At 47.3% G+C, this 20,924-nt stretch carries 20 protein-coding genes and 2 riboswitches; of the genes, 10 read left to right on the forward strand and 10 right to left on the reverse strand.

Annotated elements, in window-relative coordinates; all coding sequences use genetic code 11:
• Nucleotides 1-21: 21 nt before the first annotated feature.
• Complete coding sequence (locus tag KNQ13_RS09940) at nucleotides 22-1,179, reverse strand: ArgE/DapE family deacylase (RefSeq protein WP_026830460.1); 1,158 nt, start codon at nucleotides 1,177-1,179, stop codon at nucleotides 22-24.
• A gap of 168 nt (nucleotides 1,180-1,347) precedes the next feature.
• Complete coding sequence (locus KNQ13_RS09945; RefSeq protein ID WP_014971689.1) at nucleotides 1,348-2,169, reverse strand: SDR family oxidoreductase; 822 nt, start codon at nucleotides 2,167-2,169, stop codon at nucleotides 1,348-1,350.
• Between the two features lie 146 nt (nucleotides 2,170-2,315).
• On the opposite strand from KNQ13_RS09945, the gene KNQ13_RS09950 reads away from it, so the two are divergent.
• Both KNQ13_RS09950 and htpG read left to right on the forward strand, forming a co-directional pair.
• Nucleotides 2,316-3,188, forward strand: a complete 873-nt coding sequence (locus KNQ13_RS09950) for a hypothetical protein (RefSeq protein ID WP_026830459.1) — start codon at nucleotides 2,316-2,318, stop codon at nucleotides 3,186-3,188.
• 82 nt (nucleotides 3,189-3,270) lie between these two features.
• Complete coding sequence (gene htpG, locus KNQ13_RS09955) at nucleotides 3,271-5,136, forward strand: molecular chaperone HtpG (RefSeq protein WP_209548326.1); 1,866 nt, start codon at nucleotides 3,271-3,273, stop codon at nucleotides 5,134-5,136.
• Between the two features lie 97 nt (nucleotides 5,137-5,233).
• On the opposite strand, the gene KNQ13_RS09960 is transcribed toward htpG, so the two are convergent.
• The 3 genes from KNQ13_RS09960 to KNQ13_RS09970 form a co-directional block, all read right to left on the reverse strand.
• A complete protein-coding gene (locus tag KNQ13_RS09960) occupies nucleotides 5,234-6,817 on the reverse strand; it encodes a Na+/H+ antiporter NhaC family protein (RefSeq protein WP_026830457.1) in 1,584 nt (527 codons plus the stop codon).
• 105 nt (nucleotides 6,818-6,922) lie between these two features.
• A riboswitch (Lysine riboswitch) is annotated at nucleotides 6,923-7,098 on the reverse strand.
• A 69-nt stretch (nucleotides 7,099-7,167) separates the two neighbouring features.
• A complete protein-coding gene (locus KNQ13_RS09965; protein ID WP_026830456.1) occupies nucleotides 7,168-7,908 on the reverse strand; it encodes a uracil-DNA glycosylase family protein in 741 nt (246 codons plus the stop codon).
• 153 nt (nucleotides 7,909-8,061) lie between these two features.
• Complete coding sequence (locus KNQ13_RS09970) at nucleotides 8,062-8,400, reverse strand: heme oxygenase (RefSeq protein ID WP_014971684.1); 339 nt, start codon at nucleotides 8,398-8,400, stop codon at nucleotides 8,062-8,064.
• 85 nt (nucleotides 8,401-8,485) lie between these two features.
• Here KNQ13_RS09970 and KNQ13_RS09975 point away from each other — a divergent pair, with 85 nt between their 5' ends.
• The 5 genes from KNQ13_RS09975 (at nucleotide 8,486) to KNQ13_RS09995 (ending at nucleotide 13,647) form a co-directional block, all read left to right on the forward strand.
• Nucleotides 8,486-9,118 carry a methyltransferase gene (locus KNQ13_RS09975; RefSeq protein ID WP_026830455.1) on the forward strand — a complete coding sequence of 211 codons (633 nt, stop codon included), beginning with the start codon at nucleotides 8,486-8,488 and terminating at the stop codon, nucleotides 9,116-9,118.
• Nucleotides 9,119-9,158: 40 nt separating this feature from the next.
• Nucleotides 9,159-10,040, forward strand: a complete 882-nt coding sequence (locus tag KNQ13_RS09980; protein WP_026830454.1) for an ABC transporter ATP-binding protein — start codon at nucleotides 9,159-9,161, stop codon at nucleotides 10,038-10,040.
• Nucleotides 10,037-10,843, forward strand: a complete 807-nt coding sequence (locus KNQ13_RS09985) for an ABC transporter permease subunit (RefSeq protein ID WP_014971681.1) — start codon at nucleotides 10,037-10,039, stop codon at nucleotides 10,841-10,843. Before KNQ13_RS09980 ends, KNQ13_RS09985 begins: the two co-directional genes overlap by 4 nt.
• A 144-nt stretch (nucleotides 10,844-10,987) precedes the next feature.
• Complete coding sequence (gene rlmN / locus KNQ13_RS09990) at nucleotides 10,988-12,061, forward strand: dual-specificity RNA methyltransferase RlmN (RefSeq protein WP_014971680.1); 1,074 nt, start codon at nucleotides 10,988-10,990, stop codon at nucleotides 12,059-12,061.
• 140 nt (nucleotides 12,062-12,201) lie between these two features.
• Complete coding sequence (locus tag KNQ13_RS09995) at nucleotides 12,202-13,647, forward strand: DEAD/DEAH box helicase (protein WP_014971679.1); 1,446 nt, start codon at nucleotides 12,202-12,204, stop codon at nucleotides 13,645-13,647.
• Nucleotides 13,648-13,691: 44 nt separating this feature from the next.
• On the opposite strand, the gene KNQ13_RS10000 is transcribed toward KNQ13_RS09995, so the two are convergent.
• The 5 genes from KNQ13_RS10000 to KNQ13_RS10020 all read right to left on the reverse strand — a co-directional run bounded on the left by KNQ13_RS10000 (nucleotide 13,692) and on the right by KNQ13_RS10020 (nucleotide 17,690).
• A complete protein-coding gene (locus KNQ13_RS10000) occupies nucleotides 13,692-15,002 on the reverse strand; it encodes an NAD(P)/FAD-dependent oxidoreductase (protein ID WP_026830453.1) in 1,311 nt (436 codons plus the stop codon).
• A 73-nt stretch (nucleotides 15,003-15,075) separates the two neighbouring features.
• A complete protein-coding gene (locus KNQ13_RS10005) occupies nucleotides 15,076-15,711 on the reverse strand; it encodes a nitroreductase family protein (RefSeq protein ID WP_014971677.1) in 636 nt (211 codons plus the stop codon).
• A 52-nt stretch (nucleotides 15,712-15,763) separates the two neighbouring features.
• Nucleotides 15,764-16,399 carry a nitroreductase family protein gene (locus KNQ13_RS10010; protein WP_209548328.1) on the reverse strand — a complete coding sequence of 212 codons (636 nt, stop codon included), beginning with the start codon at nucleotides 16,397-16,399 and terminating at the stop codon, nucleotides 15,764-15,766.
• 15 nt (nucleotides 16,400-16,414) lie between these two features.
• Nucleotides 16,415-16,870 carry a MarR family winged helix-turn-helix transcriptional regulator gene (locus KNQ13_RS10015; RefSeq protein WP_034774103.1) on the reverse strand — a complete coding sequence of 152 codons (456 nt, stop codon included), beginning with the start codon at nucleotides 16,868-16,870 and terminating at the stop codon, nucleotides 16,415-16,417.
• Between the two features lie 151 nt (nucleotides 16,871-17,021).
• On the reverse strand, nucleotides 17,022-17,690 hold the full coding sequence (locus tag KNQ13_RS10020) for a YczE/YyaS/YitT family protein (protein WP_014971674.1): 669 nt from the start codon (nucleotides 17,688-17,690) through the stop codon (nucleotides 17,022-17,024).
• A gap of 150 nt (nucleotides 17,691-17,840) precedes the next feature.
• On the opposite strand from KNQ13_RS10020, the gene KNQ13_RS10025 reads away from it, so the two are divergent.
• The 3 genes from KNQ13_RS10025 to KNQ13_RS10035 all read left to right on the forward strand — a co-directional run bounded on the left by KNQ13_RS10025 (nucleotide 17,841) and on the right by KNQ13_RS10035 (nucleotide 20,679).
• On the forward strand, nucleotides 17,841-18,626 hold the full coding sequence (locus KNQ13_RS10025; protein ID WP_014971673.1) for a DUF817 domain-containing protein: 786 nt from the start codon (nucleotides 17,841-17,843) through the stop codon (nucleotides 18,624-18,626).
• Between the two features lie 84 nt (nucleotides 18,627-18,710).
• On the forward strand, nucleotides 18,711-19,973 hold the full coding sequence (locus KNQ13_RS10030) for a DUF2325 domain-containing protein (RefSeq protein ID WP_209548329.1): 1,263 nt from the start codon (nucleotides 18,711-18,713) through the stop codon (nucleotides 19,971-19,973).
• 67 nt (nucleotides 19,974-20,040) lie between these two features.
• Nucleotides 20,041-20,679, forward strand: a complete 639-nt coding sequence (locus KNQ13_RS10035; RefSeq protein WP_209548330.1) for a DUF975 family protein — start codon at nucleotides 20,041-20,043, stop codon at nucleotides 20,677-20,679.
• A 118-nt stretch (nucleotides 20,680-20,797) separates the two neighbouring features.
• Nucleotides 20,798-20,903, forward strand: a riboswitch (SAM riboswitch).
• Nucleotides 20,904-20,924: the final 21 nt, after the last annotated feature.

The raw sequence follows: 20,924 nt of genomic DNA on the forward strand, positions 1-20,924 counted from the left end.
TTAAACAGATGGAGGATTTTTTCAGTCATAGGAATGTAGCGCAAGACGCATACACAACTCGATCGTTTCCGCATATTCCGACAGGGGAATCGACTCATCGATTTGATGGGCCAGCCGGAAATCGTGGAACGAAGCCACCGCAATCGGGAAGCTCCGGGCGGCCTGGCTGAACATGGCACCGTCTGTCCCGCCAGGAATCGCGACGCGCTGTGTCGGCTGCTGCCGGATTGATTCCATCGTGTCCGCAACAATTTGTAAGAATGGATCGTCACGATCGGTCTCACAGGAGGGGATGTCCTTGATGATCGTGACTTCCATCGAGAAGCTGTCGTCCTGTTGACGCAGCCGTTGGTTAACTTCTTCGAGCGCCTGCAAGACCTGTTCCCGTCCAAATCCGGGAATCGTCCGGATGTCCAGATAAAAAGCAGCATGGCTCGGAATGACGTTGGGACCTTCCCCGCCTGTGATTGATGTGATGGAAGCGACGACGGGTCCAAGTTCCGGATGACTATGATTGGTGATCGCAAAACGATCGGATTTGATTTCTCGAATCACACGATACAGATCATCAATCGCGTTTTTGCCGAGTTGGGGCGAAGAACTGTGGGCACTTTTTCCCGTACACGACACTTCCACGCCGATGACCCCTTTTTGCGCGTAACCAAGAAAACCGCTTGTCGGTTCTGTGATCAACAGAGCGTCTAAATCATCTGCGTCACCACGCTCGGTCAAATGGCGGGCTCCGGTCATCCCGTTTTCTTCATCCGACGTAATCAATAACTTCAGGTGATTTGGTAAGTCGGTCCGTGTATTTAAATCAAGCATCATACTGACAAGCGCCATGACACCGGACTTCATGTCGGAGGCACCGCGTCCGTAGATCCGTCCGTCCTCAATGTTGCCTCCGAACGGATCTGTCGTCCACTCGCTGATTTTGACCGGGACCGTATCGAGATGACCGGAGAAGCCGATCGTTTTCGGTTCAATGGCAGAAGCACCGGCCTGAATCGTAGCAACAAGGCAAATCCGTTTCGGTGATACCTCGATCCATTCGGTCTCAACCCCGTGAGACGTCAAGAGATCATAGACGTACACGGCGGAGTTCTCTTCCCCGTCGAGTGGATTGGTGCTTGGGATCTGTAAACAGCGTTGCAAATAAGTAATCGGTTCTGTCAGCATAGATTCTCCCCCTTTGCTTTATTTTTCCCATTCAAAAGTAGTTCAGTGAGGTAAACTAATTCTCAAAATATTTAAAGGAAATGAATTTCTTAAACTTCAACCGTTTGAAAATGAACAAAAAAAGCACGGCTCCACAAATGGGGGCCGTGCTGAACGGAAAACCATCGCTTATTCGGCGTCTGTTTTCCATTTATCGTCGATCAACATCTCTCCCGGCCACGTATACGCCATGATGCCGCCGTCAGCCGTGATGTCTTCACCCGTGACGTATGAACTGTCATCTGACGCGAGGAACAGGGCGACTGTCGCCATCTCGCGCGGTTTACCGAGACGGCCGAGTGGTGTAATCCAAGCATTGGCGTCGCGGAATTGTTTCCCTTGCTCGTCTTCTTTCCCGCCGACGAGTGTATCGATGAGTGGGGTTTCGATTGTCCCCGGGGAAAGCGAGTTGACACGGATGCCGTCGCGGGCATAATCAATCGCCATCGCCCGCGTGAAGTTGGCGATTCCGCCTTTTGCCGCGTTGTATCCCGAACGGTTCAAGTCAGCAGCCCGTCCCGACATCGATGACGTATTGATGATCGATCCGCCGTTTTTCAGCATTAACGGAATGACGAACCTACTTGTCAAAAACGTACCGCGTAAATCAACGGCGATGATTTGATCAAACAGTTCGATCGGATATTCATGGACTTTTCCGCCTTGTTGATCAATCCCGGCATTGTTGAACAAAACATCGACCGTCCCGTATGTAGACTGTAGATGGCCTGCGAGTTGTTTGACGCTGTCGACTTGTGAGACATCGACGTGAACGGCTTCTGCTTTTCCACCGGCCTGCTCAATCTGTTTTACGGTCGCTTGTGTTTTTTCAAGATCGATGTCAGCACAGACGACGGTTGCCCCTTGCTCCGCAAAGACAAGTGCCGTTGCTTGACCGATTCCTGTGGCCGATCCGGTGATGACTGCTACTTTGTTTTCAAGTCGTTTCATAAAAAATCTCCTCCTGATAAGTAATGTCCGATTTTGTACTTCACCTTATGAAACATTCCCTGAGCAGATGCGGATAAACCCATCGAAGTGTCTAACGTTTTTCTGGAACGGGAACAGGTAAAACAGAAAAGCGCAAAGTGAAAGGGATGAGAACGCTGATATCAGATCAATGGAAGTATGCAAAAAAATTATTGGCGGAAGCCGTTCAGCATCAAATCGAGTTAGAGAATGGACCGATGAAAAACGAATTGATTGAGGGGACTACTCCTGTCTTATGGTTTGGCGACGCGACGAAAACAAGCTGGTTGACGGTGGCGACCAATCCTTCGGCGGGACAGTTCTTAAAAAAAGACGGGACGATGCGTTACGATACAACCGGTCCCTTCTTTTTACGCGAGTCGGGAGTATCCTTAAGTACTTACCAAAACGACAGATATTATGACCAAACCATCGGGAACTATAACCGTTATTTTCAGCAAAAGGACGTCTACAAGACATGGTTCGGAAAAGAACAGGGTGGCAAACTGGAAGGTTTTCTAAACGGGTTTGGTGCGTCCTTGTATGACACGTCCCTGCTCCCCGTGATCCACACGGATTTTTTCCCGTTTCCGACAAGACGCTACATGGGGACGATCGCGATGCGGCAGGATCTCGAACAGACAGCATTCGGTCAAACCTTTTTCAAGAAGTTGCTGCATCTGTTTTCTCTGCATGGCATCATTTTATTAGGACGTGAACACACGGAGAGGTTTCGGAGTTTGGATCCAAGCATCACGTGGCAAGCACCGGTAACCGTCACCAATTATCCGGATGCAATCGTCGAATTTGGTTATTCGGCTGAATTATGTATCCCGGTCATCGGACTACACTTTAAACCGAGTGAACAGTTTATAGGTCTGGGCAGTCGTGTCGATGAGAAGGGGGTCAGTCACGGAACATATGGGTCGACGAAAGGATTACATGAGATTGGACGGGAGGTACGCAAAAAATTGAATCAATTCTATGAGGTGAAGGATTGACAGCCTTTTTCATATCCGTAATAATGGAAGTGAATTAGCACTCTAATGACTTGAGTGCTAAAAACAACAGGGGGTATCGAACATGGAAACGAAACAATTCAAAGCAGAATCTAAACGATTGCTCGAAATGATGATTCATTCCATCTACACACATAAGGAAATCTTTTTACGTGAGTTGATTTCGAACGCCAGTGATGCAATGGACAAGATTTATTATAAGGCGTTGACGGACGAGACGATGACGTTTGACAAAGAAGCCTACAAGATTACGATTGAGCCGAACAAAGAAACACGTCAACTGATTTTACGTGACACAGGAATCGGGATGACAAAAGAAGAGCTGGAAGAAAACCTCGGAACGATTGCGAAAAGTGGTTCGCTTGCCTTTAAAGCGGAAAACGAATCAAAAGACGGCCATGACATCATCGGGCAGTTCGGAGTCGGTTTTTATTCCGCCTTCATGGTCGCTGATACCGTGACCGTCGTGACGAAACCGTTTGGCAGTGACGTCGCCTATAAGTGGGAGTCGCACGGAATAGACGGGTACACGATCGAAGAGGTCGACAAAGAAACAGTCGGAACGGACATCACACTTCATATCAAAGCAAACGAAGAAGAAGAGAACTACGATGAATACTTAGAGCCGTACCGTCTTCGGAGTATCATCAAAAAGTACTCGGATTTCATCCGCTATCCGATCGAGATGGAAGAAACGGAACAGCGCCCGGTCGAAGGATCGGACGAAACAGAAGACGTGACGGTCATGAAGACAGTCAACAGCATGATCCCGATCTGGCGAAAAAACAAACGGGAACTGACGGATGAAGACTATGTCAACTTCTATCAAGAAAAACGGTATGGATTCGATACACCAGTCAAACATATCCATATTAGTGCGGATGGCGCCGTCCGGTATCAATCAATTTTGTTCATTCCCGAGCAACCGTCGTTTGATTACTATTCGAAAGAGTTCGAAAAGGGACTCGAACTGTATGCGAACGGTGTCTTGATCATGGAAAAATGCAGTGATCTGTTGCCGGATCATTTCAGTTTCGTCAAAGGAATGGTCGATTCAGAAGACTTGTCGCTCAACATCTCGCGCGAAATGTTGCAGCACGACCGTCAGTTAAAATTAATTGCGAAGAACATCCAAAGCAAAATCAAAACACAACTCGAGGCATTACTTCGTGACGACCGGGAGAAATACGAGACGTTTTACCAAGCCTTTGGCCGTCAACTGAAGTTTGGCATCTATAACGATTACGGAATGCACAAGGACAGCGTAAAAGAACTCGTCTTGTTCCATTCGGCAAAAGAGAAAAAATTAGTGACGCTCGCAGAATACGTCGCAGCGATGCCGGAAGAGCAGAAGTATATTTATTATGCGTCAGGAGAAAGCACGGATCGGTTGGATAAGCTGCCACAATCAGAGCTCGTCAAGGACAAAGGATTCGATATCCTCTATTTTACGGAAGAGATTGATGAGTTTGCGATTCAGATGCTTCTCAACTACGACGGAAAAGAATTTAAGTCCGTGACGAGCAGTGATCTTGGCATCGAGCAAACGGACCAGGCAGAAACGACAGAGACACAAGTCGAGATGTTTACAGCGATGCAGGACGTACTGGCGGGACAAGTCAAAGAAGTCAAAGCATCGTCGCGCTTGAAATCACATCCGGTTTGCTTCGCGACAGATGGTGCCGTATCGATTGAAATGGAGAAAATCCTTAAGGCGATGCCGAACAATCAAGATGTCGCAGCGGTGAAGATCCTCGAACTGAATACGTCACATGACGTCTTCAAAGCAATCGAAGCAGCGTATGCAGCAGATCGTCCGAAATTCGAACGGTATACGAAATTGATGTACCAACAAGCGTTATTGATGGAAGGATTACCAATTGAAGATCCGGTCGCGTTTGCGAACGAAGTCTGTGCGTTGATGGTTTGATCCGGTTCCAGCAATAACCAAAATTCATGTAAAAAAGCCGGATCCGATTTTTTAATCGGGTCCGGCTTTTGAATGGAAACAGTTTAACAGGCTTGGTTTATTCAGAACGAAGTTGCGACGGGACTTCACCGCGTCGTGACAGCACGTTCAACATGACGAGGAAAATCATGAAGGCGACAAGCGCACCGATGAATCCGAAGACAGACGAACCGGTGACACCGAGCATAAGGTACCCGACAGCCGACGTTGCTGCACCAATCAACGCATACGGCAATTGTGTCGTGACGTGATCGATGTGGTGGGATCCGGCACCGGTCGAGCTGAGAATCGTCGTATCGGAAATCGGCGAACAGTGGTCACCGAAGACTGATCCGGCAAGGACAGCTGCAAGCGTTGGTAGCAACAGACTCGGCTCAACCGCCATGATGAGGTCAGCACCGATCGGTAACATGATACCGAATGTTCCCCAACTCGTTCCGGTTGAGAATGCCATGATACTCGCGATCAAGAACAACAGGAACGGCAGATAGGAAGCAGGAATTGATTTGCTGACGAAACTTGCGAGATAGTCGCCGGTCTTCATGTCACCGATGACGGCAATGATGGTCCAGGCGAACAACAGGATGACGACGGCTGGCCACATGGATCTCATTCCAGCCCAGATGCTGATGCGATACTCACGTGCCGGAATCTTCCGGCCGATCAACATCAAGAAGGCAACCACTAAACTGATGACGACACCAGCAACGAGCGAACGTGTGACATCGGTCGCTTCGAACGCACCGATCAATGTGAAGGGACGATCGTCAGCAGCTAAGGCTTGAGCACCTGTCCACAGAAGAGCAGTGACGGTTGCGATGACTAACACGACAATCGGAACAACTAAGTCACGGACTTTTCCACCATCGTGTTCCTTGACTTCTTCTGCCATGCCCATCGGTGTTCCTTTGTTTGTATCAAACAATTCACCTTGAAGTGCACGTAACTCGTGCGTCCGCATCGGTCCAACAGCAATCCCGGTATAGGCGATGTAAAGTGTCAGTAATAAAGCAAAGATGGCATAGAAGTTTAACGGCACGATCATCATGAAGGCACTAAACGCCGAATAATCAGTGATCGAATGTGTCGTTAAGATCCCGGCGATGATCGAGATGATGAACGCACCCCAACTCGATAATGGACTGATGACACAGACCGGTGCAGCAGTGGAATCGATGATATAAGCCAGTTTGGCACGCGAGACACCACGACGGTCCGTCAACGGGCGACTGACGTTTCCGACAGCAAGACTGTTGAAGTAATCATCAATAAAGATTAAGATCCCTAAACCAAAAGCGGCGAGACGTGCACCACGTGCCGTCTTGACGTGGGTCGTTGCCCATTCGCCGAAGGCACGAGCACCACCGGATGTTTGAATCAATGTCGATAAGACACCCAGTAAAAGTAAGAAAACGAGTAATAAGACGTTCCATTCATTTAATGCACCATCTGCCCAAAACAGACTGAAGATGTTTTTGCCGAGATAAACGACCGTGTCGATTGGATTAAAACGATGAAGCAGTAACGCACCGATTAAAATCCCGACACCGAGTGAGATGACGACCTTTCGTGTGACGATCGCCAAGACGATGGCGATGACCGCCGGCGCAAGCGCGACGATGGAATCTGAATAGTTGACCATGGTTGTGGTTCCTCCTCTTTTTTTAGAAGATGAGACCCATTGCATACAAAAAAGCAAGGGCACCGGCAACAAAGCCGACACCCTTGCTGGATGCGTCTTTCTTAGCCGAATTGGAGCGCTCCATACAACATACGTATGGCAATCGAACGGGTATTTCCCAATTCGACCAGCATCGTCAAGTCTGACACATGACGATACTTCGGCGGCATCACCTTTCTTTGATCGTCTTTGTTGTCATCCTCAGACCAAATACTTTTTGAGACCGCGCCTCTACCTCATCGATAGAATAGTCATATTCTTTTCATAAGAAAACTTTATCATATTTCAGAAAATAGTTTCAAGTCTGTTTGTTAAATATTGAAGTAGGACGTCAACTGCTTCAGTAAATAATCTTTATTTTCTTCAAACTGTCGCTTTCGGTGTCCGTTTGCACCGGAAGGGTGAGGGAAACCAAATAATACGGTATGTTTTTTGATGCGCCCTTGATGCAGTAATGTCCGGACCGTAGACTCGACAACACGTCCAAACGGAACGAGGATGACCGGATGGGGTAACTGATTCAGCTCAGCGGCAAAATGTTCATACGCGTAATGTTGCAGAAGGGGGGTCCGGTCGATTTTCGGTTGATGTCCCGTATAATTTTTATCCCGGTAAAAAACAGGATGTCTCAGAATCGAAGTCGTGTGCAACAGTTCCTGATCTGTATGAAATAAGGTTGCTGTGGAAGGAATCTTTAGTAGACGATTTAATTCGAGCTCATCCAACATCATTGTCAAATTACGACGCATCGGACCAGCAAAACTGGCACTGTATTTGACGATTTTCGACGTTTCCTCGATTGTCGCACCATGATGAAAGGCGTCAGCGGCTTCTTCGTAAGCAATTCGCATCTGTTCAAATCCGGGTGTGATTCCAATGAAGACGATTTTCGCAGAATGATTGATGTATTCGCCGATCGGTGAATAATAGACGGATAAACCCTGATCCTGTTGTAATAAAAAACTGTCCACGCATAAATCCTGACGTGTCAGAGGGCGGTCAATCGGTAAAGTCCGAATGGCCTGTTCGAAAATAGACAATGAATTCAGCATGATAAGTCCTCTCTCTTTCTGTGTTGGACTTATGATAACAAATAATGGTATTACATACAATTTACACCCATATCAATATAGTGGAGGGTCTTTTGGAGTGAAGACAGAAAAACCCTGAATCCAGAATGGACGCAAGGTTTTCAGTAGGTGGGATCAAGAAGAAGCAGAAGTCCGTTCTTTGACGGAAGCGACTTCGTAGGTGATGATTTCACTTCCAAGCATCGGAGATTCTTCTTGTTTGCCGTCTGACGGAGCAGGACGTTTATGGGACTCTTTAAAATCATCACTGTTCCGCCATGCTTCAAAATCCTTCATGTCTTCCCAGTACATGTTGACGTTCATTTCATCGTGTTCTTCGAGACCTTGAGTCAGTAAAACTTCGACACGAACAAATCCCTTCATCGAGTCAAGACCACTTGGGCGAGTAAAGCGTGGTGCGAGTGCAGCAGCCATTCCTTTTTTGACTTTGATCCGGTTCGTCACGACGATCATAAAAACATCCCCTTTTATCGAATTGTGTACCTTTTAAGTATAGTACGATGGAAACAACAATGCTTGAAAGAAGGAATCCATCATTATGAATGAACAAGATTATGAAGCACGTCTACACATCAAGACGATCGAAGTCCAACATCTCTATAACGCCTTCAGCCACTACAACCGTTACGAGCCGACTCCTTACGCGGCACTCGAGGAATTATGTGCCGTCTATCCGTTTGACCAGACCGATACGGTGATTGATTTTGGGTGCGGAAAAGGACGGTTGAATTTTTACTTGCATGATCGGTTTGATTGTTCCGTCATCGGAATTGAGATGAATGGTCAGTTTTACGAGGATGCGCTTGCGAATCAGATGGCGTACACGAAAAAGATGAAAAAGCGGCGGGGGAGCATTCGTTTTGAACATACGTATGCGGAAGCGTATTCGATTCCGGATGACGTCACGACATGCTATTTTTTTAATCCATTTTCGATTCAAATATTTATGAAGGTCGTCGACCAGATTCTGATGTCTGTCGAGCGGCATCCACGTCCGGTCGATCTTATCCTTTATTATCCGGCAGATGAGTACCGGTATTATTTAGAGCATCAAACGGTATTTGAACAAATTGAAGAAGTTCGTTTAAAGGAATTGTTTGAAAAAAATCACGACGAACGATTTGTCATTTATCGGACCGGTCTGTCCCAAGAAGTGCCAAAACGGGTATAAGGTACTAACGGTGATCTCCCAAAAAAGTGAGGCGATTCGGATGATTCATTTGGAACATGTGACGAAGGAATTTGCACCGAAACGAGGTTTGTTTGATGTCAGTTTTTCGGTGGAACCGGGGATGGTATTTGGTTTCATCGGACCGAACGGAGCGGGGAAGTCAACGGCGATCCGGCAACTGATGGGTTTGATTCGAGCGGACTCCGGTCACGCGACGATCGGTGGTTATGATTGCTGGAACCAAACAGAAGATGTAAAACGAATCGTCGGTTACTTACCAGGAGAAATCAATTTACCTGGTGATTTTACAGGCGAGCAAATTCTACACTTGATGCAGAAATTACATCACAGTAAACCGGAACGTCAATTGGAATTGTTGGAACGTTTTCCGTTTGAGACGAAAACGAAAATTCGAAAGATGTCGAAAGGGATGAAACAGAAACTGGCATTAGTCGGCTGCTTCATGAAAGATGCACCGGTCTATCTGCTCGATGAACCGACGAGTGGACTTGATCCGTTGATGCAGGAACGTTTCTTAGCCTTGATTGATGAAGAACGACAACAGGGGAAAGCGATTTTAATGAGTTCACACCATTTTCCGGAGATGGAAAAATCGTGTGACCGGGCTGCCCTTATCAAAGAAGGACGACTCATCATCGAAGCCGATATTCACGAGCTTGTCCGGTCGAGTCGAAAACAATACACGATTGAATTTGGGTTAGGGGCACATGCGGAACAATTCGCCAGACAAATCGGAAGTGAACGGATGCAGAATCAGGTGTCTTTTGTGACGACGAAGCAATTGACCTTAAATCAAGTCATCCGTTTCTTGACGGAGTATGATGTGCGGACGATTCACTCTTCCGCGGATGACTTGGAACACGTCTTCTTACATTATTATAGTGAGGAGGAATCACCATGATGACCATCATTTGGTCGTTATTGAAGCATAACGGAAAACCGATTACAGCGTATGCCATTGGAACGAGTCTGTATTTATTGATGCTTGCGGCACTGTATCCATCGATGATGAAGAGTGGTCTGCTCGAAGCGAAACTTCAAGCGTTGCCACCGGAAGTCTTAAAAGCCTTTCAGTATGACAAGGTGACCGGGTTTGATAACGTCTTGGATTTACTGGGCGGTAATTATTACGGATTGATCTTTCAAATCATTGCCTCCCTGTTCTTGTTATCCCTTGCGGCGCGCCTGCTGGCCCGACCGATCGACAACGGGGAACTGATTTTATACTTGGCTGCGCCGATTACACGCCATCAATATACTGCGTCTGCGATGATCGTGATGATGATTGCCAGTACATGCCTTGTATTATTCAATACGTTTGTCTTGCTGCTAGCGGACTGGTTCGTTGCCGGTGTTTCGATTGATGGGATGACCCTGGTCCGCTTTCAAGTGAATGCGCTGTTCTTGCTCTATGCGATTGGTGGCTTCACCCTGTTCGTCGCGACCTTGTTTGACGATGAGCGGCGTGCCTTTTCGATTGCGGGTGGTGTGCTTGTACTATCGATTGTCTTGACGATTGGGGCAGGATTGAGTGAAAAAATGGATTGGATGCGCTATGGTTCGATTTTCAGTCTTTTTAATACACAGCAGTTATTAGAAGGGACGGGTGATTTATTTCTGCACCTGTCGATCCTTACGGGAATCAGTCTGTTTTTTAACGCAAGTGCGTTTTTGGGTTTTCGGAAACGAAGTTTGTCGATCTGACACAATCGAATCAGAAAACAAGCAAAAGAGAACGTGGAAATCTACAGAAAGTGAACATTTAGGATTTGAACGTTGCGTAAGTGCTCGATTTTTACTAAGATAAAGGAATGTTATAGTTCTGGAAAAAGAAATGAGGTCTCACTAATGAATAAACCGTCCATTTATGGATTAACAATTGAGCAGATGACAGAATGGTTATCGCATCAAGGTCACAAACCGTTCCGTGCGAAACAAGTATGGGATTGGTTGTATCGTAAACGTGTCACTACTTTCGCTGAAATGACGAATGTCAACAAGGATTGCCTTGAGTTGTTAGATCAGAGTTTTGCGATTAATTCGATGACAGAATCCGTCAAACAGGAATCGGCAGATGGAACGATCAAGTTCCTCTTTAAATTGTACGATGGTAGTTTGATTGAAACAGTCTTGATGCGTCACAAGTACGGCTTGTCTGTCTGTGTCACGACACAAGTCGGTTGCAACATCGGCTGTAGTTTCTGTGCCAGTGGCTTGATCAAGAAGAGCCGCGATCTCTCGGCTGGAGAAATCGTCGAGCAAATCATGAACGTCCAACATCATCTCGATGCCGTCGGTAAAGAAGAACGTGTCAGCCACGTCGTCGTCATGGGTATCGGTGAGCCGTTCGATAACTTCGACAACATGGTCGATTTCTTGAACGTCATCAAGGACCACAACGGTCTTGCGATCGGTGCGCGTCACATCACGGTCTCGACAAGTGGACTTGCAGACAAGATCTACAAATTCGCCGATTTAAAACTTCAAGTCAACTTGGCGATTTCGCTTCACGCGCCAAACAACGAACTGCGGACACAAATCATGAAAATCAACCGTGCGATTCCGCTCGAGAAATTGATGCCGGCCATCGATTACTACGTCAAGACGACGAACCGGAAAATCACGATTGAGTACATCCTCTTACGTGGTGTCAATGACCAAAAAGCCCAAGCGATCGAGCTTGCGAAACTGTTCGAAGACAAACGTCATTTGACGTACGTCAACTTGATTCCATACAATCCGGTCGACGAGCATGGTCAATACCAACGGAGTACGTCGGAAGACATCTCGGCGTTTTATGATACGTTGAAAAAGAACGGTCTGAACTGTGGGGTACGTCTTGAGCACGGTACGGATATTGATGCTGCCTGCGGTCAATTACGTAGTAAACAGATCAAAAAAGATACAGTCGCAGCAAAATAAGCAAGTCGAGCTTCCCGTCAGTTGACGGGAAGCTCTTTTGACGTCCTGTCGAAAGTAGCGCATAATGAGAGGTCACGTCTAATGCCTGACACATCATTCTACATTTCAAATTAAACTATAAAAATAAATGAGGTATTCTTATGTCTAAAAAACCATTCACCGATTTTCAACTCAGTGCACCCATCCTAGAAGCAATCGAACAGCTCGGTTACCATACACCGACCGATGTCCAGCAAGCGGTCATCCCGGTCGCCTTATCCGAAAAAGATATCATCGTCAAATCACGGACCGGTAGCGGGAAAACGGCATCGTTCGGGATTCCGCTTTGTGAACTGATCGAGTGGGAAGAAAATAAACCACAAGCGTTGATTTTGACACCAACCCGCGAACTTGCGCTGCAAGTCACGGAAGACGTCATGAACATCGGACGTTATAAACGCATCAAGGCGACGGCTGTCTTCGGTAAACAGCCATTCCGAGGTCAAGTCGCGGAACTCAAACAAAAGACGCACATCGTCGTCGGTACACCAGGTCGTGTCCTCGATCATTTAGAGCGGGGGACATTATCGCTTGAGAAGGTCAAATACCTCGTCCTTGATGAAGCGGACGAGATGCTTAATATGGGCTTCCTCGATCAAGTCGATACGATTTTGAAGCAATTACCGAAGCAACGGACGACGATGTTGTTCTCAGCGACGTTCCCGCAAGATATTCATCAGTTAAGTGACCGCTACATGCAGGCACCAAAGGAAGTCGAAATCATGACGAAGGCAACCGAAATCGCAGAAATCGAACACAGTTATATTTCTGTGACCGACAAAACGAAGTTCGCCATCCTGAAAGATGTCACGGTCGTTGAAAATCCAGACCGTTGCATGATTTTCTGCCGGACAAAAGAACATGTCGATTTTGTCGCACAAGGATTAACCGCGATGGAGTATCCGGTCGAAAAAATTCATGGTGGTATGGAACAGGATGAGCGTCTTGCCGTCATGAAAGCGTTCCGAGCAGGTGAATTCCGTTATCTCGTCGCGACGGATGTCGCAGCACGGGGGATTGATATCGAAAACATCACCCATGTCATCCAATACGATATGCCGGTCGAAAAAGAAAGTTATGTTCACCGGACAGGTCGGACAGGGCGTGCCGGTGCACTCGGAAAAGCCATCAGTTTAGTGACAGAGTCGGACATGCGTCGTCTGCGTGAAGTCGAACAATACCGGGGTGAGGCGATTGAAAAACGCCAGGCACCGACTGAACGGGAATTGATTCGGACGGCAGATGCCTTTGAAGAAAAAATCACGACGGCAGATGTCCGGGCGTCAAAAACAGAGCAGCTTAATGCGGATATCATGAAGCTGTATTTTAACGGCGGGAAGAAAAAGAAACTGCGTGCCGTTGATTTTGTCGGAACGATTGCGAAAATCGAAGGCATGACCGCTCAAGACATCGGAATCATCACGATTCAGGATACCGTCACGTACGTGGAAATTCTGAACGGAAAAGGCCCGCTCGTCCTGCGGGCGATGAAGACGACGAAAGTCAAAGGTAAACAGTTGAAGGTGTATGAAGCGTTTAAAAAATAAAGTACCCTACACGTTCAACCAGCCGTCTCAAGAGAACTTATCTCTTAGGACGGCTGTTTTTGTGTCAGGTGTTGTCCGAGGTGGAGTCCGCTCGCAGCGGCTTGCGACAGCGAGTGCGTCACACCGGAACAATCGCCGATTGCATACAGTCCCGGGATGTCCGTCTCAAAGGTAACGGACGTCGACAGCATCGGAGCATAAAATTTTCCGTCCATTCCATACAGCAGTGTGTCGTTTGAGAGAGGCGTCTCAAGCAACTGCTCAAGTCGTTTCAGGAACTCCAACAAGACCGTGATGTCTGTGCCCGGGACTTCCTCGATCAGATTACCCGCTGTCGCTGCAAGTGTCGGGCGCACTTTGTTTTCGGTGAGAGCACCTGACTGCGTCGAACGACCGGTCCGCAAATCCCCGAGTCGTTGCACGACAATCCGGTCCGTCCCTTGATTGATTTTTCCAATGACGGAAGCGGCATAATGATTCGCTTCTTCGAGTGTCGCAAAATAGCGGGGTAAAAACAGTGTAAAGTTCAAGTTGGTCGTACCGGAATCCTGTTCGCGGAAGTTTTGCCCGTCCGGCATGATCAGACCTTCCTGATGTTTTCGGATGATCCGTCCTTTCGGATTCATGCAGTATGTAACGGCGGTCCCTGCTGCTGACGCATAAGCCAGTTTTGTTTCGAACGTATCCTGTAACAACGTTCGGAATGCCGTTTCTTCCATCTCGATCCGGATGCCGAGGTCGAGACGGGTTTTGCTTTGAGCCAGACCTAATGCCTGAAGTTGCTCCTGCATCCACGCAGTACCGGAGCGTCCGGTCGCGAAGACGACGCGTTGACTCGAAAATGTTTCGTGTTCAGTCGTGAGCAAAAATCCGTCCGCTTGTTGTTCGATTGTCGCAACAACCGTCTCAAAACGAAAGGTGACGTGTTGGTGAATTGCGGCTTCGAGCCGTCTTAAAATCCGTTCCGATAGTGCGCTTCCTAAATGCCGGACCGTCGTTTCGATCGTCTCAAGACCGGCCACTTTTGCCCGATCAGCTAGAACGGGATTGGACGTGGAGTACAATTCAACTTCATTTGCCCCGTAGCGACACAAGAGTGCATCGACTTGTTGCATCAAGCGGAGCGTTGTCTTCGGTCCAAGCTTTTCGGCAAGTTCGCCTCCAAATCCAGCAGAATAGTTGTATTTCCCTTCCGATTTCCCGAGACCGCCAAAACCAAGATAGGCTTCTTGCTTGGTCCGTTGTTCAAGTCGTTTTCCGGCATCAATCAACAGGACCGTCTGACCCTGTTCCATCAGTTCATGTGCCAAAAAGATGCCAGCGACGCCGGCACCGATAATCGTCACATCATACATCATTTGACCAGCTCCTTTTCGTCAGTATACAAAAAAACGGATTCCTGTTGAGGAATCCGGAGTTCGAAAACGATTATTTCCAGTCTGTGATGTCGTTGATCGGCAGACGAACCGATGGGTAACCAGCGTCAACTGCTTTTCCGATGGAAAGGAGCATGACAGGAAGGTAACGGTCTTTATCCATACCGAAGGCTTCAGCGATTTGATCTTTTTCGTAGCCGCCGATCGGATTTGTGTCATAGCCGTGCGCACGCGCGACGAGCATCAATTGCATCGAGACAAGACCTGAATCGATCAGGATGCTGTCACGAAGTGTATCCGTATCTTCCGGGCTGTAGAAGCCTTTGATAGCCGGTACTTGGCGATCGCGGACATCTTGTGGCATTAAGCCTTTTTCAACTGCCATATCGTAGATGGTATCGATGCTGTCGACGGCATTCATGTCACCGAAGACGGCGATGACAGCAGATGACGTCTCGACTTGGACCTGGTTGAACTTCGCAAGTGGAGCGAGTGTCGCTTTACCTTCTGCGCTGTCGATGACGAGGAAGCGCCATGGCTGCATGTTGACAGAAGATGGAGCAAGTGTCGCTTCTTCAAGGATGTGTGTCATCTCTTCTTTTGAAATCTTGACGTTTGTGTCGTAGTTACGGATTGAGCGGCGTCCTTTAACGATTTCCATAAAGTCTGTAGTTGTTTGAGTTGTCATAGTAATAATCTCCCTTTTATCTGATCTCTATTTTTTTTGAGTTACGTCGTACTTATTTCCAGTCTGTGATGTCGTTGATCGGCAGACGGACTGATGGGTATCCTGCGTCGACGGCTTTCCCGATTGATAAAAGCATGACCGGTACGTAACGGTCTTTATCCATGCCGAATGCTTCTGCGATTTGCTCTTTCTCGTAGCCGCCGATTGGGTTCGTATCATAACCGTGTGCCCGGGCAACGAGCATCAATTGCATCGAGACGAGACCTGAGTCGATTAAGATGCTGTCTCTCAGTGCGCTGGCTGGTACACTTTCATACATGCCTTGAATCGCAGGTACTTGACGGTCGCGGACATCTTGCGGCATGAGTCCTTGTGCGACGGCTGTATCATAAATGTTTTCAAGTTGGTCGACCGCATTCATATCACCGAAGACAGCGATGACGGCAGACGACGTCTCGACTTGGACCTGGTTGAATTTCGCAAGTGGAGCGAGTGTCGCTTTACCTTCAGCACTGTCGATGACGAGGAAACGCCATGGCTGCATGTTGACAGAAGATGGAGCAAGTGTCGCTTCTTCAAGGATTTGTGTCATCTCTTCTTTTGAAATCTTGACGTTTGTGTCGTAGTTACGGATTGAGCGGCGTCCTTTAACGATTTCCATGAAATCAGTCGTAGTTTGTGTAGTCATTTGAAAGTCTCCTTTTTAATTAACGGTTGTTTTAGGTAAAGTGAGGGCATTCGTTTCAATCCGTTGCATCATCTGTGTAAGCTGGTGTTGTTCGTCTGCCGTGAATCCTTCAAGCAACTGCTCGAGGAAGTCATCTTTTTGCTCACGTAACCGGGTGATCCGGGTTGCGCCTTCTGGCGTCAACGAAACGAGAATGACGCGGTTATCTGTTGCGGAACGGACACGTTCAATCATGCCGTTCGTTTCAAGATGCTTTAAGTGTCGTGTCACAGCTGCATTATCGACGTTGACCCGTTGCTGTAACTCTTTTTGACTAATCGTCGTGTCGACCTCGAGTTGGGCTAATAAGTCCATCCGGGTTTGGCTAAAGCCGTCCGTACAGAGATCGAATTTTTGAGCAATCGTCTTATTGACGGAGACGAGTGCATAAATCAGCCGTCCTTTTTCAGTACAGGAAATACTCAAGTTCATCACATCCTTCCCTTCGTTCGAAAAATCCTTGACGTATCAAAGATTGATATGTAAACGAATATAACGCGTCTGTTTCACTGTTGCAACGAATATGCTTGATCGACGCAAAAAAGATACCGTTTCAAGTGAAAGGGTATCCGAGTCAACCGACTTAACTGATTTTTTGTTGTTTCCGAGGAGTCGTCCCGGCATCAATCGCGGCAATCATCCGCCGGAAATGACCTAACCAAAACTGCAGAAACGGACCGATCAAGAAAATGGATAAAATCGTCCCGAAGAAGACCGGTCCACCGAGTAACCAACCGATTCCGCAGGCAGTGATTTCCATGAACGTCCGCATCATCCGGATCGACGTTCCAAATCGCTCAGCAAGCGTCAAGGTCAGTCCGTCACGGGGTCCGGCGCCATACCCGACAGCGACATAAAGCCCCGCACCGATTCCAATGATGAAGATACCAGTGATCAGCCAAAGCGTATTTTGCCAAACGGATGAAAAGGAGGGTAAGAGACCGGAACCGAGGACTAAGTTCATGAACACCCCGACGAAAATCGCATTGACGAGCGTGCCGACCTGCGGGGTGATCCGGTCGAGCAAATACTTGACGAATACCAACAACAAGCCGACAAGGAGGATGATCGTCCCGACGGAAAACGGTGTTTTATTTTGGAGACCAAGGTGAAGAACGTCCCACGTCGAGACGCCAAGTTGTGCCGTGATCATCATCGATGAACCGACGGCAAGTAGAAAAAGACCAAATAAGAACAATGCCCATTTTAAGACGGAACGTAACAGCCAAGACGTTTGAAGGGTCTGCATCATTTACGGATAACACCTCACTTCTAGATTAAAATTGATTCATTAACTGTATCATGTTTGTGAACAAAATCGAAGCGAATCCGATATTTTCCATCTTTAGATGGAGGGAATGGGGATGTCGTATCCGTATACTAAGGAAAAGGGGGCGTCGTCTTGCAGAAAATTCGGCATTTCATCCGTTTTACATATCTTGAAGCCATCTGTTGTGTCTTCCCGGTCGCGATTTTCTTTGCGCTTGCAACATCCCGTTATCTGCCGTCTGAACCGATTGCCCGTTATGATTTGTTGCTGCTCTGGTGTCTCATCGTGCAAATTGTTTTGCTCGTGACACGGTATGAAACAAAAGAAGAGTTTAAACTGATCTTAATCTTCCATGCGATTGGTTTAGGTCTTGAATTGTTCAAGGTCCAGGTCGGTTCCTGGAGTTATCCGGAAGAAGCGTGGAGCAAAGTTATGGGTGTTCCGCTCTATGCCGGCTTCATGTATGCCAGTGTCGCGAGCTACATCTGCCAAGCTTTCCGCCGGTTTGATCTCCGTGTCACCGCGTTTCCACGTCCTGCACTCGCCTTAGTGATAGGTCTCTTAGTCTACTTGAATTTTTTTACCCATCACTGGTTACTTGATTTCCGCTGGATGTTGATGGGACTGGTTGCACTGGTCTTCTTAAAATCCTGGGTCTATTACCGCCTGAATGAGACCGTCTACCGGATGCCGCTTGTCCTGTCGTTCGGTTTGATTGCCTGGTTCATCTGGCTGGCAGAAAACATCGTGACGTTTTTTAAGGGATGGGTTTATCCGAATCAGGAGGAAGGCTGGGAACTGGTCGACTTCGGTAAACTCTCCTCCTGGTTCTTACTTGTCATCATCACGATTTTGATTGTTGCCGTCGAAAAATACCGCCTGGGTGATCCGTCAATCGAAATTAAACGTGAACCTTAAACAAAAAAATACCGGGTCATTTTTAGACCAACCTTGGCTAAACTCACTTGCTATAGTTGAAAAAAAGCAAAGGGGTTGTTGAAAATGATGCAACAGATCATGGAGCGAGCGAAAGATTTGGTCGCAAGTAAATTACAGATTGTTGAAACGGCAGAAGACTGGGAGTTGCTGCTCGAGGAAATCCGGGGAATCGACGAATGGATCCAACTATCGCGTTATTACACACCACGCAAGAATCAATCCGGACTTGTCGAACCGGTAAAGGATGAACCGGCACCATTACTCAGTCAGAAGCGGGAAGTAGCGGAACCGACCTTCGAGCAACGATACACGTACACGTTTGTCCGTGAGCTGAAAGGAGGCTCGTTACGGGAATGGCCGAACAGTCATATCTCCGAAAAAGAGATCCGTCAGTGGAATCTTGAGCATGGGATGGAAGTCCGTGTACAAATCAGCCATCAAGATCACCGCCGGACGTCACTGGAAGTGCTCGCCGTCATCGCAACCGATCAAATGAAGACGCTTGAGGAACGAATTGTCTTCGAGAAATGTATCGTCAAGAATCACGGTATCATCGAGTCGACAGTCGAAGGACCGTTGAAGGATGAGACGGGGAAACCGTTTTATTACGCAACACCGGTGGAAGACATGCGATTCTTTCAATTGAAGGAAGGACAACTCGTCGATCTTGTCATGTGGAAAGGTCATCCGGAAACGCTGACGATTGTTTGGAAGTATGCCTTTCAATATGAAGAACCGATCGTCCAGCCGTTGAGCTCGTCACAGGATACGAAACGAGCAGGTTCAACCACCGAAGTGATCGTGACACCAGAATCAAAGAAATCTACCGGTCGTTACGCCAAACAAATGAAACGAAAACCAAACATCAAAAAAGCACGACAAGTCCGTCAGATCCGTGAAAAAAAGCAACAATCGATTGCGCCACTCGTCACGACTTCTTTACCGGGACAACCAATCGACTTCATCGATAAGAAGCCACTTGATTTTGCATCTTTTGAAGGAATGCGTCTCGTCATCGTCGGGAATGAACAACAGGCGCCCGTCTACCGGACCTTTTTCGCCGAGACAGGAATCGAATTGATTCATCTTGCGGGAGACGCCCAGTCGGCTAAGAAAATCGCCAGCCTGGCTAAAAAGACCGATGCCATCGTCGTTATCACGAGTCGTGTCTCCCATGCTGCGTCAGCACATGTCATTGCGCAAGCGAAAAAATATAATATTCCGTTTGCGATGGAACGACTGGACGGTCGCCGTTCACTTTATACGGCCTGTCAGCGTCAGCTTGAGAAAGCCCGCCTGAATCAGTTAAAAACAGGGAAATCCTGAAAATAACTGAAACTCCTTGTGCGATTAGCCGTAAATAGGAGTAGAACTTATTTTGAGGAGGATCTCCATGATAAAAGAATTAAAATTATCCGCACGTGAGGCACTCAGTGGACGTTGGGTCTTCATGGCACTTATGTTTTTACTGTTTCTTATCATTCAAATGATTCCAACTGCCTTTTCTTCTGATCCTAACGAAGACTTTCAGTTCATCGATTTGATTGGATTTGTGCTAAGCATACTTCTCCTACCGCTTGCGATCGGTTGGGCATGGCTCGCAATGTCTGTCTCCCGTAAAGAAGACGCAAAAATCGTTGATTTATTCGAACCGTATAAAATTTTCTTGAAAGCAGTTGGTCTTTCAATTGTTCAAGGTATTCTTCTTGGATTGTGGTTCTTACTGTTAATCGTTCCCGGAATCATCAAGTCGTTTTCGTATCTGTTGACGTTCTACATCCTACGCGACGAGCCGTCGATTGGAATTTTGGATGCGATCACCCGTTCACGCCAAATGATGGATGGCCATAAGATGGAAGCCTTTATGCTCGTCCTCTCATTCATTGGTTGGTTCCTGCTCGGCTTGATCACCATCGGAATTGCCTTCCTCTGGGTTGGACCTTATTTCAGCGTCACGCTTGCGAAGTTTTATGATCGGATCCGCGGCGAGGTAGCACCCATCGAGGAATCAACGTTTGTTGCCCCATATTAAGACAACGAGGATGAGAGCCCAGCTCTCGTCCTTTTTTATCGCTGTTTTTAATTCCGATTGGAAAACAGGGTTTAATGGTTGCTTTACTCTGCTAAAAAGTGTACGATAATTCCAATAATTCTTATCAAGAGAAGTCGAGGGAATGGCCCGAAGACACTTCAGCAACCCCGCAAGCAGCGGAAGGTGCTACTTCCTAAAGGAATCTTTTCCTTTACAGATAAGAGCAGACACGATCAATCCGTCGC

Origin of the sequence: Exiguobacterium sp. s128 (assembly GCF_018618815.1) — a bacterium.
In the GTDB taxonomy this organism is placed as follows: domain Bacteria; phylum Bacillota; class Bacilli; order Exiguobacteriales; family Exiguobacteriaceae; genus Exiguobacterium_A; species Exiguobacterium_A antarcticum.